At 66.7% G+C, this 14,522-nt stretch carries 12 protein-coding genes, 1 tRNA gene and 1 riboswitch; of the genes, 12 read left to right on the top strand and 1 reads right to left on the bottom strand.

Features of this window, described 5'->3' with window-relative positions; all coding sequences use genetic code 11:
• Positions 1–67 precede the first annotated feature (67 nt).
• The gene (locus ACR65K_RS06585; protein WP_056336256.1) at positions 68–736 is read right to left on the bottom strand and encodes a vitamin K epoxide reductase family protein; all 669 of its coding nucleotides are present in this window, start codon (positions 734–736) and stop codon (positions 68–70) included.
• 438 nt (positions 737–1,174) lie between these two features.
• On the opposite strand from ACR65K_RS06585, the gene ACR65K_RS06580 reads away from it, so the two are divergent.
• From ACR65K_RS06580 to ACR65K_RS06525, 12 genes are all read left to right on the top strand, one after another.
• Positions 1,175–4,594 carry an Rne/Rng family ribonuclease gene (locus ACR65K_RS06580; protein WP_440151864.1) on the top strand — a complete coding sequence of 1,140 codons (3,420 nt, stop codon included), beginning with the start codon at positions 1,175–1,177 and terminating at the stop codon, positions 4,592–4,594.
• 151 nt (positions 4,595–4,745) lie between these two features.
• Positions 4,746–4,843: riboswitch (TPP riboswitch) on the top strand.
• 7 nt (positions 4,844–4,850) lie between these two features.
• Entirely contained in the window at positions 4,851–6,371 is a 1,521-nt protein-coding gene (thiD, locus tag ACR65K_RS06575) for a bifunctional hydroxymethylpyrimidine kinase/phosphomethylpyrimidine kinase (protein WP_440151931.1), read from the top strand.
• Between the two features lie 263 nt (positions 6,372–6,634).
• Positions 6,635–6,943 carry a 50S ribosomal protein L21 gene (gene rplU / locus ACR65K_RS06570; protein WP_056336264.1) on the top strand — a complete coding sequence of 103 codons (309 nt, stop codon included), beginning with the start codon at positions 6,635–6,637 and terminating at the stop codon, positions 6,941–6,943.
• Between the two features lie 61 nt (positions 6,944–7,004).
• On the top strand, positions 7,005–7,268 hold the full coding sequence (gene rpmA / locus ACR65K_RS06565; RefSeq protein ID WP_009372867.1) for a 50S ribosomal protein L27: 264 nt from the start codon (positions 7,005–7,007) through the stop codon (positions 7,266–7,268).
• Positions 7,269–7,385: 117 nt separating this feature from the next.
• Complete coding sequence (gene obgE / locus ACR65K_RS06560; protein ID WP_440151862.1) at positions 7,386–8,975, top strand: GTPase ObgE; 1,590 nt, start codon at positions 7,386–7,388, stop codon at positions 8,973–8,975.
• A gap of 4 nt (positions 8,976–8,979) precedes the next feature.
• Entirely contained in the window at positions 8,980–10,116 is a 1,137-nt protein-coding gene (proB, locus tag ACR65K_RS06555; protein ID WP_440151861.1) for a glutamate 5-kinase, read from the top strand.
• Between the two features lie 26 nt (positions 10,117–10,142).
• Positions 10,143–11,507 carry a glutamate-5-semialdehyde dehydrogenase gene (locus tag ACR65K_RS06550; RefSeq protein WP_440151860.1) on the top strand — a complete coding sequence of 455 codons (1,365 nt, stop codon included), beginning with the start codon at positions 10,143–10,145 and terminating at the stop codon, positions 11,505–11,507.
• A gap of 79 nt (positions 11,508–11,586) precedes the next feature.
• Entirely contained in the window at positions 11,587–11,826 is a 240-nt protein-coding gene (locus ACR65K_RS06545; protein ID WP_056336270.1) for a hypothetical protein, read from the top strand.
• 1 nt (position 11,827) lies between these two features.
• The gene (gene nadD / locus ACR65K_RS06540; protein WP_440151930.1) at positions 11,828–12,499 is read left to right on the top strand and encodes a nicotinate-nucleotide adenylyltransferase; all 672 of its coding nucleotides are present in this window, start codon (positions 11,828–11,830) and stop codon (positions 12,497–12,499) included.
• 7 nt (positions 12,500–12,506) lie between these two features.
• Positions 12,507–13,877, top strand: coding sequence for a hypothetical protein (locus ACR65K_RS06535; protein WP_440151859.1), 1,371 nt, complete (start codon positions 12,507–12,509; stop codon positions 13,875–13,877).
• A gap of 39 nt (positions 13,878–13,916) precedes the next feature.
• Positions 13,917–14,318: a ribosome silencing factor gene (gene rsfS / locus ACR65K_RS06530; RefSeq protein ID WP_056336274.1), complete on the top strand. Its 402-nt coding sequence runs from the start codon at positions 13,917–13,919 to the stop codon at positions 14,316–14,318.
• 128 nt (positions 14,319–14,446) lie between these two features.
• Positions 14,447–14,519 (top strand) — tRNA-Ala (locus tag ACR65K_RS06525).
• The last annotated feature ends 3 nt before the right edge of the window (positions 14,520–14,522 follow it).

The raw sequence follows: 14,522 nt of genomic DNA, 5'->3' as shown, positions 1-14,522 counted from the left end.
CCGAAATGACAGATAAGGCCAATGTTCTTCGCGAACATTGGCCTTATCTGTCATGTGGCGGTGTGGGCTAGAAGCCGGAGGTTCCCGCAAAGACCTGGATGAACGCGAAGAAGATGGTGGCCACGACGGCAACGTACAGCAGTGCCGTGATGATCCAGCCGGAATCACCCAGCACCCGGGCGGCCCCCGCGGGCATGGGAATCACTCCGGCAGTGATGTTCCTGATGGTGGTCCACACGAAGAGCGGAATCATGGCCGCCCAGACGATCATGCAGAACGGGCACAGGATGTGGATGGAATACAGCGCCTGCGACCACAGCCAAACGACGAACGCGAAGCCGAGCGTGACGCCCACCTGCAGCCCCACCCAGTACCAGCGGGCGAAGGCGGCGCCTGACAGCAAGGCCATGCCCACCGTGATGGTGATGGCGAAGGCCACGATGCCAATAAACATGTTGGGGAAACCGAACAGGGAACTCTGCCACGTCTGCATGACCTGGCCACAGGAGATCCAGGGGTTCACGTCGCACACTGTGGTGTGGTTGGGGTCCTTGAGCACCTCGAGCTTTTCCAGGACCAGGGTTCCGGAGGCCAGCCAGCCCACGATTCCGGTAATGACCAGGAGCCAACCGAACGGCCGGTTCCGGGCCATCCGCGGAACGCCTGCGGCAGCAGTGGTCTGCGGATTCGTGGCCCTTTCCTGCTCATGGGCGCTGACGGGGGAGATGCTGGGCATGGGTGTTGCGTCCTTTTCGTCCGGTGCTCCTGTGCCTGATTGTAACGCCGCAGGCTGGAGCCACTACACAGCAACGGGATCAGCATCCCCTGCTTCCGCGGCGATCCGGCCCGGATGTGAGAGAATGAACGTGGCTGGAAGCCGATCCACATTCGGACTCCGGTCCGGTGGTATGTTCCCAAGACCGCCAATGATGGGCAGGGCAGGCTTCGGATTCTTCCGGCACTCCCGCCACTCCATTGGGCGGCACCTGGTTGTGGCACGCAGAACAACGGGTTTTCAGAACATCCGCCGGCTCCCACGGGCTGCCGCACCCCACTGACGGTGCGAACCTGGGAGTATCCACTTGACTTCTGTCAACGCCTGCGGGTTTTGACAATATGTGCCCCAATGGGTGCCGGATGTGGCGGTACGTCAGGGGCAGGAGTGTTGCCACATATGGACAATGATCAGGAACTGGCCGTTAACGAAGATGCAGCGGCTGCCGGGGCTGCCGCTCCCAAGAGGGCTGTACGCACCCGCCGCAAAGCGGCTCCCAAGACCGACGATGCGGTGACGGATGCAGTGGCCACGGCCCCGGAGGCCGCTGTCCCCGAAGCAAGCGGCGACGCGCCGGTGGAGGAAGCGGCCAAGGCGCCGGCGCGGCGCACACGCGCCCGCAGGAAAGCGGACGCAGCAGAACCCCTGCCAGCCTTTGCTGAGGAACCAGAAGCGGTGTCCGCCGATGCTGCGGCCCCCGACACTGTTGCAGTGGAACCGGCCGCAACCGCTGAAAGCCCTGCCGCAGTCCTGGCCACTACCGCCACGGCAGAGGCCGAAACCAGGCCCGTTCGCCGCCGTCGGGTAGCCACCCGCAAGGCTGCGTCCCCCGCCGCCGCGACTGCAGCGGAATCCGGAGCAGCGGACTCCGCGGGTGCAGAATCAGCGGCTCCGGAAGCCGCAGCCCAGGTCGCCGCCCCGGAACAGGGTGCGGTACAGGAAGACGTTGCAGCGCAGGAGCAGGTCGCCGGGCAGGAAGCCGTTGCCGCCGCCAAGCAGACCCAGGAGCCCAGCGCGGCCCCGGACATTGCGGCCCCGGAAGCTGCCGGCACCCACGAGCCTGCCCAGGAAACCCCGGCCGGGGACAAGGGCGAGGCCGCACCTGCCGCGGCTGCCAGCCCCTTTGGTTCCCTCTTCCTGGAACCTGCATCCCCCACGTCCGTGCTCTTCCAGGCACCGGACCTCAGCACCGTGGTCCGTCCCGCAGCCCCCGCCGTCGAGGAGCCTGAAGAGGAAGAAACCGAAGACGGCGACGATGCCTCCGGCCGCCGCCGGCGCCGCAGCCGGGGCCGCAGGGGCCGCAGCCGCATCGGCGACGGTACGGACCAGGACAGCGAGGGCGGCAGCGCCGAAGCTGACGCCGAGGACGAGGCGGACGAGGACAACGCCACGCAGCCGGAGGACGGTGTGACGTCCCGCCGCCGTCGGCGCCGCCGCCGCGGGGACCAGGACCTTGAACTCACCGGCGGCGGGGATGACGATCCGCCCAACACGGTCACGAGGGTCCGTGCGCCCCGTGCCGTCACTGAAGCACCGGTCAGCAACCGCGTCACCAGCGTGAAGGGCTCCACCCGTTTGGAGGCCAAGAAGCAGCGCCGCCGCGAATCCCGCGACACGGGCCGCCGCCGCACGGTGATCACCGAGGCCGAGTTCCTGGCCCGCCGCGAATCCGTTGACCGGCAAATGATCGTCCGCCAGCGCGACGACAGGATCCAGATCGCCGTCCTCGAAGACGGCGTCCTGGCCGAACACTTCGTGTCCAAGACACAACAGGACTCACTCATCGGCAACGTGTACCTGGGCAAGGTCCAGAACGTGCTGCCGTCCATGGAGGCGGCGTTCGTTGACATCGGACGCGGCCGCAACGCCGTGCTGTACGCCGGTGAAGTGAACTGGGAAGCGGTCAACCTTGAGGGCAAGCAGCGCCGGATCGAGAATGCGCTGAAGTCCGGCGACACCGTCCTGGTCCAGGTGACCAAGGATCCCGTGGGCCACAAGGGCGCCCGGCTCACCAGCCAGATCTCCCTTCCGGGCCGCTACCTGGTGTACGTGCCCGGCGGCTCGATGACCGGCATCTCCCGCAAGCTGCCCGACGTCGAACGCAACCGCCTCAAGCGGATCCTCAAGGACCGCCTGCCCGAGCACGCGGGCGTTATTGTCCGCACCGCCGCGGAAGGCGCATCGGAGGAAGAGTTGACGCACGACATCAACCGGCTCCGCGCCCAGTGGGAAGGCATTGAAAGCCAGTCCGCATCCACCAAGATCCTGGCGCCCGAGCTGCTCTACGGCGAACCCGACCTGACCATTAAGGTGGTCCGCGACGTCTTCAACGAGGACTTTTCCAAGCTCATCGTGTCCGGTGAGGAAGCCTGGGACACCATCGAGGCCTACGTCACCTACGTGGCGCCGGACCTGGTGGGACGCCTGGAGAAGTGGACCAAGGACCAGGACATCTTCTCCGCCTGGCGCATCGACGAGCAGATCCACAAGGCCCTTGAGCGCAAGGTCTTCCTGCCCTCCGGCGGCTCCCTGGTGATCGACCGCACCGAGGCCATGACGGTGGTTGACGTCAACACCGGCAAGTTCACCGGCAGCGGCGGCAACCTTGAGGAAACCGTCACCAAGAACAACCTGGAAGCTGCCGAGGAAGTGGTCCGGCAGCTGCGGCTGCGTGACATCGGCGGCATCATCGTGATCGACTTCATCGACATGGTGCTCGAATCCAACCGTGACCTGGTCCTGCGCCGCCTGGTGGAGTGCCTGGGCCGCGACCGGACCAAGCACCAGGTTGCCGAGGTCACGTCGCTGGGCCTGGTCCAGATGACCCGCAAGCGGATGGGTACGGGCCTGCTGGAAGTCTTCGGCGAGCAGTGCGAGGCCTGCGCGGGCCGCGGGGTAGTTACCCATGACGATCCCGTGGAGCACCGGCGTGCCAACATCGTGGCGGCCGAGCACCACGTCCAGCGCACGGACAACCGCCCCGAAGCCCGCGGGGAAGCCCACCGCACCGAGACGCAGCGGCCCGACGCCGGCCAGCCCGGAGTCCGTCCCGAGCGGAAACGGCGGCGCGGACGCGGCGGCCAGCAGCCCGAGGCTGTGCCGGCGCCTGCAGTGCACGTCCACACCGTCCTGCCGGACGCTGCGGATGCTGAGCGGCACGCCAAGGCAGAGGCCACCCGGCTTGCCCTGGCGAATATTGCGGCTGCGGCCCATGCCGCGCACCTGCATGACGATGAGGTGGCAGCAACCCGGCAGGCACCGCAGGCTGAGCCTGCGCCGGCTCCCGCAGAGGAGAAGCACGACGCCGATGCCCCGGCACGTCCCGCAGCTGTCCTGACCTTCGGCGGCGAGGAAGTCCCGCTTCCGTTCGTGGAGCACGCCGAGGAGCAGCATCCCAAGCCCGCCCTCACCCTGGACCGGCTGGCGGAAGCGTTCGCCCACCTGGGCCAGCCGGCTTCGCCCATGGTGGATGCGCCGGTCAAAGCCGCAGAGGACGTAAAGGCAGCCGAACCGGCAGCGCCCCAGCAGCAGGCAGGGGGAGCGGCAACCCGCGCCACCCTGGAAGCGCCGGCGGAAAAGGACTACTCCGACCACACCCTGGAGCAGTCCCGGCAACGCAGGCCGCGGCGGCACCGCGCTGCCAGCCGTGCCCAGGGCGCAGCCAACGAGACCGCTGTCCAGCACCACGAGAACGTGCAGTCGACGGCGGCAGGGCATTCACACGCAGCCAAGGCCCCCGACACCGCCAAGGCGGAAGCCGCCAAGCCGGCAGATGAACCCATCATCCTCGGCGTCGGAGTCCCTGCCTCCGAGCTCTAAGCCAAGACAGGACCAACGCGTCACCAAGGAAGTCCCCGCCATGTGGACCATTCCCCCCGAAATTCGCGGGGGAGTGGACCACAAGGCGGGGACTTCTCGCATCAACAGGAGCTGTCACCTTTCCGCCGCGTAGGCCCCAGCCGCTACGCTGGACAGCGACACGGGGTGCCGCGCATAAGGCCGGCTGAGATCCAGACCCGTTGAACCTGTCCGGCTAGTACCGGCGAAGGGATGTCTCTTGTCTTCGACCCTTTCCATGCCCCTGCCAACCGCGTCCCGCGTTCCTTTCGGGCTTCCCGCGGGCCGTGACGTCCCGCGGGTCCTCTCCATCGCCGGTTCCGATCCGTCCGGGGGAGCCGGAATCCAGGCGGACCTCAAAAGCATTGCCGCGCATGGCGGATACGGCATGGCAGCGATTACTGCCCTCACCGCCCAGAACACCCGCGGCGTGCAGTCCGTCCACGTCCCTCCCGCCGCGTTCCTGGCCCAGCAGCTGGATGCAGTCAGTGATGACATCAGTATCGACGCCGTCAAGATCGGCATGCTGGGCGACGAATCGGTGATCCGCGCCGTCCGCGAGTGGCTCGGAAAAGTCCGGCCCGCCGTCGTTGTCCTTGACCCGGTGATGGTGGCCACCAGCGGGGACCGGCTGCTGCAGGAGTCCGCCGAAGCCGCGCTCCGGGAGCTCCTGCCGCTTGCCCACCTCCTCACCCCCAACCTGCCCGAGCTCGCGCTGCTGCTTGGCACGGAGCCGGCCCAAAACTGGGATGCCGCCCTGGACCAGGGCAGGCGCCTGGCCGATGCCACCGGAGCCACCGTGCTGGTCAAGGGCGGCCACCTGGCAGGCCTGGACTGCCCGGACGCGCTGGTGAACACCGCGGGCCTTCTCGACCAGGAGGTGGTGGAAGTGCGGGCGAAGCGGATTTCAACGCGCAACAGCCACGGCACGGGATGTTCCCTGTCCTCCGCCATGGCAACCGTCCAGGCCCGCCTGGGTGACTGGGAGGCGTCGCTGCGGACCGTTAAGCCCTGGCTGGCCGGCGCGCTCGAGAACTCAGGCCAGCTGGAGGTGGGGCAGGGGAACGGACCCGTGCACCACTTCCACCACGTGCCGCCGGTCCTGGCGGAAGGCAGCTTCGCGGCCCGGCTGTGGGCCGAAGCCCGGCAGGACCTCGACGACATCTATGCGCTGGACTTCATCGGCGGACTGGCCTCGGGCGATCTTCCTGAGAAGGACTTTGCCTATTACCTGGCGCAGGATGCCCTTTACCTGAACGGCTATTCCCGCGTGCTGGCACGTGCCAGTGCCCTCGCCCCCTCGGAGGCCGAGCAGCTGTTCTGGGCACGGTCCGCGCAGCAGTGCCTTGAGGTGGAATCGGAACTTCACCGCTCGTGGCTCAGCACCCGCCCGGCCCCGGACGGGCTAGGCCCCGTCACCAAGTCTTATGTGGACCACCTCACCGCAGCGTCGGCGTCGGGCAGCTACGCGGTCCTCGCCGCCGCCGTCCTGCCCTGCTTCTGGCTCTACGCAGAGGTTGGTGCCACGCTGCACGTCCGGTTCCTTGCCTCCGGGGAACCGGCCGGGCACGCTTACGCGGACTGGCTCCGCACCTATGCAGATGAAGGCTTTGCCGAAGCCACGCGCCAGGCCATTGCCATCGTGGATGCGGCCGGACGGCGGGCTTCCGACCATGAGAAGGCCGCGATGGTGACGGCGTTCAAGCAGTCCTGCCGGCTCGAGGTGGACTTCTTCGACGCGCCGCGCCTGCACTCCTGAACCGGGGCCGGCGGGTGAGCCGGTACTATGGTGGGGCATGGTGCGGACGCCGGACCTGAGCTGTGGTACCTATCACAGCAACCCGCCGGGAACCAGCCTCATTTGCGGCCGAAGACAAAATTAGCGTAATCTAGATCTTCGGTGCTTACGCCAACACTTGGGTTATGACCCCACGGCGTTGAGGCACAGCGAGAAACCAGGCTTTTGATAGTCGGTTCCGCACGCAAATTTAGTTATAAACGTCGAGAGAAGTGAGTTCCCAAGTGGTGTACGCGATTGTCCGCGCAGGCGGCCGCCAAGAGAAGGTTTCCGTTGGAGACTTCGTTACCCTGAACCGCGTCGCCGGTGGAGCCGGCAGCACCATTGAGCTGCCCGCACTGCTCCTGGTTGATGGTGACAAGGTCACCTCCGCCGCCGCCGACCTGGCCAAGGTAACTGTTACGGCTGAAATCCTCCAGGACCTGCGTGGTCCTAAGATTGTCATCCAGAAGTTCAAGAACAAGACCGGCTACAAGAAGCGCCAGGGTCACCGCCAGGAACTGACCAAGGTCAAGATCACCGGCATCAGCTAACCTCCGGTTAGTGTTCAGGCATTTCAACAGATTCCCCAGAATTTAGAGGCAGGCATTTCAGATGGCACATAAAAAGGGCGCGAGCTCCACTCGCAACGGTCGCGATTCCAACGCTCAGTACCTCGGCGTCAAGCGCTTCGGCGGCCAGGTTGTTTCCGCAGGCGAGATCATCGTCCGCCAGCGTGGCACCCACTTCCACCCGGGCGCCGGCGTTGGCCGTGGCGGGGACGACACCCTGTTCGCACTGACCCCGGGCGCCGTTGAATTCGGTACCCGCCGCGGTCGTCGCGTGGTCAACATCGTTGCTGCTGCAGCTGCAGAGTAACAACAAGTTCTGAAGCGGTGGAGCGGGCCTAAGGGTCCGCTCCACTGTTCTTTTAACCGCATTACAATCGATGTGGCGCCCCGCGGTGCCAGGTAAACAGTTTCTGAGGAGATCCACGTGGCCAGCTTTGTAGACCGGGTAGTACTGCATGTATCCGGCGGAACCGGCGGCCACGGTTGCGTCTCCGTCCACCGTGAAAAGTTCAAGCCCCTGGGCGGGCCCGACGGCGGCAACGGCGGCAACGGCGGCGACGTCATCCTTCGCGTTGACCACCAGACCACCACGCTCCTTGACTACCACCACGCACCGCACCGGCACGCCAGCAACGGCGGGCCCGGCATGGGTGACTGGCGCGGCGGCAAGAACGGCGAAACCCTCATCCTGCCCGTCCCGGACGGCACCGTGGTCAAGTCCAAGGACGGCACCGTACTGGCCGACCTCGTGGGTGAGGGCGCGGAGTTTGTGGCAGCTGCCGGTGGCATTGGCGGCCTGGGCAACGCCGCCCTGTCCTCGCAGAAGCGCCGCGCCCCCGGGTTTGCGCTGCTGGGCATCGAAGGCGAATCCAGGGACGTCGTCCTTGAGCTGAAGTCCATCGCCGACATCGCCCTGGTGGGCTTCCCGTCAGCCGGCAAGTCCAGCCTGATCGCCGCGATGTCCGCGGCCCGCCCCAAGATCGCCGACTACCCCTTCACCACCCTGGTCCCCAACCTCGGCGTGGTTCAGGCCGGCGACGTACGGTTCACCATCGCCGACGTTCCCGGCCTCATCGAAGGCGCCAGCGAGGGGCGCGGCCTGGGCCATCACTTCCTGCGGCACGTGGAGCGCTGCGCAGCGCTGGTGCACGTGCTTGACTGCGGCACCCTGGAGTCCGAGCGCGACCCCCTGTCGGACCTCGCCATCATCGAGGGCGAACTGGAAAAGTACGCCGTCGACATGAGCTACGCGGGCCAGGACGGCGAAGTGGTCCCACTGAACCACCGGCCCCGGCTGGTCGCCCTGAACAAGGTGGACCTTCCCGACGGCAAGGACATGGCCGAATTCGTGCGTCCGGAACTGGAATCGCGCGGCTACCGCGTCTTCGAGGTGTCCGCCACCAGCCATGAGGGCCTGCGCCAGCTGGGCTTCGCCATGGCAGAAATCGTCAAGGCCGCCCGCGACGCCGTGGCTGCCGCCCCGCCCAAGGTCCAGCCCGCGGTACTGCGTCCGCGCGCCGTCAACGAAACCGGCTTCAAGATCCGCCGCGAGGAAAAGAACCTGGAGCCGCTGTTCCGCGTCCTGGGCGAAAAGCCAGTGCGCTGGGTCAAGCAGACCGATTTCACCAACGAGGAAGCCATCGGCTACCTGGCAGACCGGCTGGCCAAGCTCGGCGTGGAAACCGAACTGTTCAAGCAGGGCGCCAAGCCCGGCGACACCGTGGTCATCGGCGAGGACGACGGCGTGGTCTTCGACTGGGAGCCCACCATGATGGCAGGTGCCGAACTTCTCGCGTCGCCGCGCGGCACCGATGTCCGGTTCGCCGATATCGGTGACCGCCCCACCCGCAGCCAGAAGCGTGAAGAGCAGCAGGAGCGCCGGGATGCCAAGGCAGCCGCCCGGGCCGAGCTTGAGGCGGAGCGGAAAGCCGGTATCTGGACCGAATCCGTCAGCGGCCGCCGCGCCGCCCACCCCGTGAAGGAGATCGGACTGGAAGCGGACGATGACCTCTAGGGGCATGACCGCGGAACCCGCTGAACGCGCCTCCGACAGGAGCGCCCTGGCCGGTGCCCGCCGGATCGTCGTGAAGGTGGGGTCCTCCTCGCTCACCAGCATCAAGGGCGGCATTTCGGAGGAATCCCTGACCGCCCTGGCAGACGCGCTGGCGGCCAAAAGCAACGCGGGTGCCGAAATCATCCTGGTGTCCTCTGGTGCCATCGCCGCCGGGCTGGCCCCGCTGGGGTTGGCCAAGCGTCCCCGCGACCTTGCCACCCAGCAGGCGGCAGCCAGCGTGGGCCAGGGGCTGCTGATGGCCCGGTACACGCAGGCCTTCGGTGCGCACGGCGTCACAGTCAGCCAGGTCCTGCTCACAGCCGAGGACCTGATGCGCCGCAGCCAGCACACCAACGCCCTCCGCGCCATGGACCGACTGCTGAACCTGGGCGTGGTCCCCGTGGTCAACGAGAACGACACCGTGGCCACCCACGAAATCCGCTTCGGTGACAACGACCGGCTTGCGGCACTGGTGGCGCACCTGGTGCGCGCCGATGCACTGGTGCTGCTGTCCGACGTCGACTCCCTCTATGACGGGCCGCCCGCCCAGGGTGCCAGGCGCATCCCCCTGGTCACCGGCGCGCACGACCTCGAAGGGATTTCCATCGGCAAAGCCGGCAAGGCCGGCGTGGGCACCGGCGGAATGATGACCAAAGTGGAGGCTGCCACCATGGCGGCCGGCTCGGGCATCCATGCCCTGGTGACCTCCACGGCCAACGCCGCCGCGGCCCTGAACGGCGAGGACGTTGGCACGTGGTTCTCCGTCAACGGTTCCCGCAAGCCGGTCCGCCTCCTGTGGCTGGCCCACGTTGCCTCCGTCCAGGGCCGCCTTGTCCTGGACGACGGGGCAGTGCGGGCCGTACGGCACCACCGCACCTCCCTGCTGCCGGCAGGCATCTCCGCCGTGCATGGGGACTTTGAAGCGGGCGACGCCGTGGAGCTGGCGGGAGCCGACGGCACCGTTGTTGCCCGCGGCCTGGTGAACTACTCGTCGGAGGAGTTGCCCCGCATGCTGGGACGTTCCACGCGGGAGCTGGGCGAGGAGATGGGAAGCGGCTACGACCGCGAAGTTGTTCATGTTGACGACCTGGTGCTGGTCTGAGTCCAGGGCTCGCCTAAACTTGGATCATGACTGAAGCCCTGATCCATACTGCTGACACCACCGGAACCACTGCTGCGCAGGCGCAGCCGGGTCCCGCGGCAGAACCGGGATCAGCTGGGGCGCCGCTTTCCGCTGCAGAAGTTGAAGCGGCAGTCCACTCCATCGCTGACCGGTCCCGCCACGCCGCTCGCCGGATGGCCACCGCCAACCGCGCCTGGAAGGACCGTGCCCTCCGTGCCGTCGGAGCCGCCCTGCAGGAGAATGCCCAGGCCATCCTCACGGCCAACGCCATGGACGTGGACAAAGGCAAGGCCAACGGCACTTCCAAGGCGCTCCTGGACCGCCTCACCCTTACCGAAACACGCATTTCCGGGCTGGTGGCCGCCCTTGAAAACCTGGCAAACCTTCCGGACCCCGTGGGCAACGTAGTCCGCGGCCAGACGCTTCCCAATGGGCTCCGCCTTCGCCAGGTCAACGTGCCCATGGGCGTCGTGGCAGCCATCTACGAGGCAAGGCCCAACGTCACGGTGGACATTGCGGGGCTGGCGCTCAAGAGCGGCAACGCCGTCATCCTGCGCGGCGGCAGTGCCGCTGAGGCCACCAACCAAGTGCTGGTGCGGGTGCTCCGCGAAGCCCTCGAATCCGTTGGCCTGCCCGCCGATGCCGTCCAGACCGTGGACCAGTTCGGCCGTGCGGGCGCCAACGTGCTGATGAAGGCCCGTGGCCGGGTGGACGTGCTGATTCCGCGCGGCGGCCGGGACCTGATCCAGACCGTGGTCACCAACTCCGCTGTCCCCGTCATCGAGACAGGGGAGGGGAACGTCCATATCTTCATCGACGAGTCCGCTGATGAAAACATGGCCGTGGAGATCCTGCTCAACGCCAAGACCCAGCGCCCCAGTGTCTGCAACACGGTGGAGACGCTGCTGGTCCACTCGGGCTCAACGGTCCTGCCCTCGGTCGCCGCCGCCCTGCGCGCCGCCGGCGTCCGCCTGCACGTCGACGAACGGATCAGCGCCGCACTTCCCGGGATCGAAACCCAGCCGGCCACGGACGTGGACTGGGGCACCGAATACATGGACCTGGACCTCGCCGTGGCCATGGTGGACAACCTTGATGAAGCGGTCCAGCACATCCGCACCTGGTCCACCGGCCACACCGAAGCCATCCTCACCAACAGCCTTGCCAACGCCGAACGGTTCATCGCGGAGGTGGATTCAGCAGCGGTGATCGTCAACGCTTCCACGCGGTTTACCGACGGCGGGGAACTGGGCCTGGGCGCGGAGGTGGGCATTTCCACGCAGAAGCTGCACGCCCGCGGCCCCATGGGCCTGACCGAGCTCACCACCACCAAGTGGATTGTCCAGGGCGAAGGCCAGGTCCGCGGGTAGCAACGCGGTAACATAGACCAGAACCCGGAAAGCAGCGGTAGGTTCCGCTGCCCATAAAGCCTTGAACATAGGGGAGAAAATGCTGCTCCAGCAGATTGCCACGTCCGTCGCCGCCGCAGGTGAATCAGGCCATGAGGAGCTTGCGCCGCTGTGGGCTGAGCCGTGGGTCTTTGGCGTGTCCATGTTCGCCATCCTGCTGGTCCTGATGTTCATTGCCTGGTCCTACAACAACCTGGGCAACCGGCACGCGGCCACGGACGAGCACGCCGATCCGCACCGCCAGCACCCCAATAAGCACGATCGCGGGCAGGGCCACTAAGATTTCCCACAACCTGCACCGCAATGGTGCCCGGGGACGGCTGCGGCTTGGAGTGATGGGCGGGACATTCGATCCCATCCACCACGGCCACCTTGTCGCAGCCAGCGAAGTCGCGGCGGAGTTCGACCTCGACGAGGTGGTCTTCGTCCCCACCGGGCAGCCATGGCAAAAGTCCCATAAACAGGTCAGCGAGCCCGAGCACCGCTACCTGATGACCGTCATCGCCACGGCGTCCAATCCGCGGTTCACCGTCAGCCGCGTCGATGTTGACCGTCCAGGTCCCACCTACACCATCGACACCCTCCGCGACCTCCGGGCCCAGCGTCCCGACGCTGACCTTTTCTTTATCACCGGCGCGGACGCCCTGGCACAGATTTTGTCCTGGAAGGACATTGACGAACTGTGGTCGCTGGCCCACTTCGTGGGTGTTACCCGCCCCGGCCACGTCCTGGACGGCATGGGCCGGGACGACGTCAGCCTCCTGGAAGTTCCGGCCATGGCCATCTCGTCGACGGACTGCCGGGCCCGCGTGGCAGTGAACCACCCGGTCTGGTACCTGGTCCCCGACGGGGTGGTCCAATACATCGCCAAGTACGGCCTGTACTCGGACCCGCCGCCTGCAAGCGCGGATGAACCAACTTCCGAAGCACGCGAACCAGCCAGTACTGAATGAGTTCACAATGAGTCAGGAACAGTCCCCAATCCGCAGCCGCCGGGAACTCCGGAAGGCCAGGGATGCCCAGCAGGCCACCCTGCCTGCCGCTGGGCTGCGCCCGCCTGCCGCGGACCGGCCGGCCGGCCCGGCATCCGCGCCCGCAGGGCAGGACGTGGCGGCCAACTCCCGCTCCGCAGGCACCGCATCGCCCGAGCGGCCCCCCGCAACAGGCCAGGCTGCCGCAGAACAGACCGCCACCCAGCGTTCCTCCCAGATCCGGGCCCGCGACCGGGCCGCGCTCCGCACCATCAAGGAACTCGAGGAAAAGGAAGGCCAGCTTGCTGCGGGCGGTCCGCCCACCCGGCGACAGTTGCGGCTGCAACAACTCAAAGAGCAGGCGCTGACCGCTGCCAACCCCATAGTTCCCCCCGCTGCCGCCCCGGCAAGTACGGCAACGCCCGCGCGGAATGCCGCTGCACCGGCAAAGACGGACAGCCCTGCGAAAACCGACGGCACGGCGAAGGCAGGCAACACAGCAAAGACGGCAGGCCCGGCAAAGACTGACCGGCCCGCGGCATCGGACGCCGCAGCCGCCGCTGAAAGTCCGGAACCGGCTTCCGGAAGCGTCCCGGAAGGGATGACGGTGGAACAGGCCCTGGAAGCGCGGGCGCTGATTGCCGCGCAGGCCAGGAACCAGATCGCCAAAATGGAGCACATTGCCTCCATGGATCCGGAAGCCGTGGATCCGGAGATCCTGGCGGAGCAGATTGCCCTGGCGGAACGGGCGGCGGTCCTCAACCGCAGGGCCATGGCCCGGCAGAAACTTGCCGAACAGGCCGGCAATCCTGCAGGACCGGTCAGGGAGGCGTCTCCCAAGGATGCCGCTTCAAAGGATGCTGCACCGAAGGACAAACCCGGCCCCTCCACTGCCAACAACCTGGCAATGGTGACGCCCCTCGAGTTCGTCCAGGTGCCCGGCGTCGAACGTCCGGTGATGAAGCCGCCGGCAACGTCGCATGTCCCGGTGACCACCAGGCCCGGCACCAAGGTTCCGGGTCAACGGAAACCGGCTGCCCGTCCCAAGGCGCCCGCGCCTGATTCCGCGGCGGGGCGGTCCCAGGTCATTGCCCGTGCTGAGGCAGCGGCCAAAGCAGCCAGCCGTTCCAAACGGGTGTCCATTCCGGATAACCGCGAAGAGAACCACCCGGAGGATCTCTTCGAGGACCTTCCCCGCGTTCCTGCCCGCTCCGCTTATGGCCTCGACCCCCTGGACGCGGCAACTGCCGGCCTGACCAGGGCCCGCCGGAACCGGATCCTCCAGTTCTGCATCCTCGCGTTCGGGATCCTGGCCCTCGTTGCCGGCATCATCCTGATCGTCAGCGGCATGTCCCGCTGACCCGCACCGGCATCAACACTTAACCAAACAAGGAGTCCCGTGACTGCAACAGAATCGTCCATCGCCATAGCCCGCACGGCCGCAAAAGCCGCTGCCGACAAGATCGCGCAGGACATCGTCGCCATGGATGTGAGCGAGCGACTGGCCCTGGCCGATGTCTTCCTCATCGCGTCCGCACCCAGCGAACGCCAGGTGAACGCCATCGTTGACGGTATTGAGGAAGAACTCGCCAAACAGGACCTGCGTCCGGTGCGGCGCGAGGGCCGCTCCGGCGGCCGGTGGGTCCTGCTGGATTACGCCGACGTTGTCATCCACGTCCAGCATGAGGAGGACCGTGTGTTCTACGCGCTGGAGCGGCTCTGGAAGGACTGCCCCGTGGTGGACCTGCAGCTTGGGGATGACGCATCCGCCAAAGCCGGGGCGATCGCCGACACCGAGTAGGCGCCGCAACCTGACGGTGTGTGGAAAGTGAATATTCCCGATTTGGAATTTTCGGAATTGCTGTTCTAAGATATTTGAGTTGCTTCGGGGGAGACCCTGAAGAAAGCTTCTTGGAGCAGCAACAATCCGGGGCTGTGGCGCAGCTGGTAGCGCACCTGCATGGCATGCAGGGGGTCAGGGGTTCGAGTCCCCTCAGCTCCACCG

This window comes from Arthrobacter sp. SAFR-179 (assembly GCF_059414945.1).
Note: the sequence above shows the minus strand (reverse complement) of the source record. Positions and strands in the feature narration are given on the sequence as shown.